The sequence below is a fragment of the Streptacidiphilus sp. EB129 genome (assembly GCF_041262645.1).
In the GTDB taxonomy this organism is placed as follows: Bacteria; Actinomycetota; Actinomycetes; order Streptomycetales; family Streptomycetaceae; genus Streptacidiphilus.
This window is the reverse complement of sequence record NZ_JBGCCS010000117.1, coordinates 1-1100: the sequence shown is the minus strand read 5'-3', so window position 1 is coordinate 1100 and position 1100 is coordinate 1. Positions and strand designations below refer to the sequence as shown.

Here is a 1100-nt window from a genome sequence, read left to right as displayed (position 1 = left end):
AGAGGGCGTTTGAGGTAGGCGGATTGCCCTTTATGTCTTAGTAGGTTCCTCGCCAGCTTGGTGTGGTTTCGTCCGTTATGCGCTTGGTTAGGTTGTCGATCGAGGCAATGTGGATCATGGCTTCGGAGCTGGCCGGGAGGGTCTCGTAGTCGCGGGTGAGGCGGCGGCGCTGCATGATCCACCCCAGGCTTCGTTCGACTACCCACCGTCTTTTCACCACGTGGAATCCGGGGATGTCGGACTTCCGGTGGACGACTTCGACGTCGATGCCCAGGGTGGCGCCGTGCTCGATCATGGCGTTCTTGAAGCCGGTGTCGACCCAGCTCTTGGAGATGCTGGGGTAGGTCTTCTTGGCCTGGTTGAGGAGGCGTATTCCCAGGGCGTTCTCGGACAGGCTCGCGGCGGTGACGGTCACGGCGAGGATGAGCCCGATGGTGTCAGTGAGGATGCCTCGCTTGCGGCCGACGATTTTCTTCGCGGCGTCGGTTCCCTGGCTGGTCAAGGGCACGTTGGTGGAGGTCTTCACGCTCTGGGTGTCGATCACGGAGGCGGTCGGCTCGGGCTTGCGTCCTTCCTTTACTCGGGCCAATCCGGTGAGGTCGTAGTTGAGTTGGGCGAAGAGCCCCTCGTCACGCCAGACAGCGTAGTAGGCGTAGACGGTGCCGTGGTTCGGGAAGTCGTGCGGGAGGTACTTCCAGGGGATTCCGGTGCGGTTGACGTAGAGGATCGCGTTGAACACGTCGCGCAGTTCGACCTTTGCCGGCTGGCTGGTCGGCCGTCGGTCGAGCCGGGCCTTTCTCCAGGCCGTCAGTTTCGGCTCGATCAGGGCCCATCGGGCGTCGGACAGATCGCTCGGGTACGGCTTGCGCTCGGTCATGACACAGCGTCAGCACCGATGGGGCGGAGGATCCCGTTCCACTGCCAGATCGGCGTTTCTATGACTTCTTCAAACCAGACGGACTTCAGGGAACATATACGGCTAAGACGGGTAGCCGATCGTCTGATCGAAGGATGGATGTTGTTCATCTATCGGGCATAGCGTAATCAAAGCGACGCGACCATAAGCCATTTATGGGATCAGAGATACCAAAACGCCCACT

Annotated in this window: 1 protein-coding gene; it reads right to left on the bottom strand. The window is 60.5% G+C overall.

Going from position 1 to position 1100, the window contains the following annotated elements:
* Positions 1 to 37: 37 nt before the first annotated feature.
* Positions 38 to 877 carry an IS5 family transposase gene (locus ABH925_RS37705; protein ID WP_370156165.1) on the bottom strand — a complete coding sequence of 280 codons (840 nt, stop codon included), beginning with the start codon at positions 875 to 877 and terminating at the stop codon, positions 38 to 40.
* Positions 878 to 1100 lie beyond the last annotated feature (223 nt).

Excerpts from the sequence above, each read along its gene's own strand:
- ABH925_RS37705 (WP_370156165.1), bottom strand. The coding sequence starts at position 877 with ATGACCGAGCGCAAGCCGTACCCGAGCGATCTGTCCGACGCCCGATGG.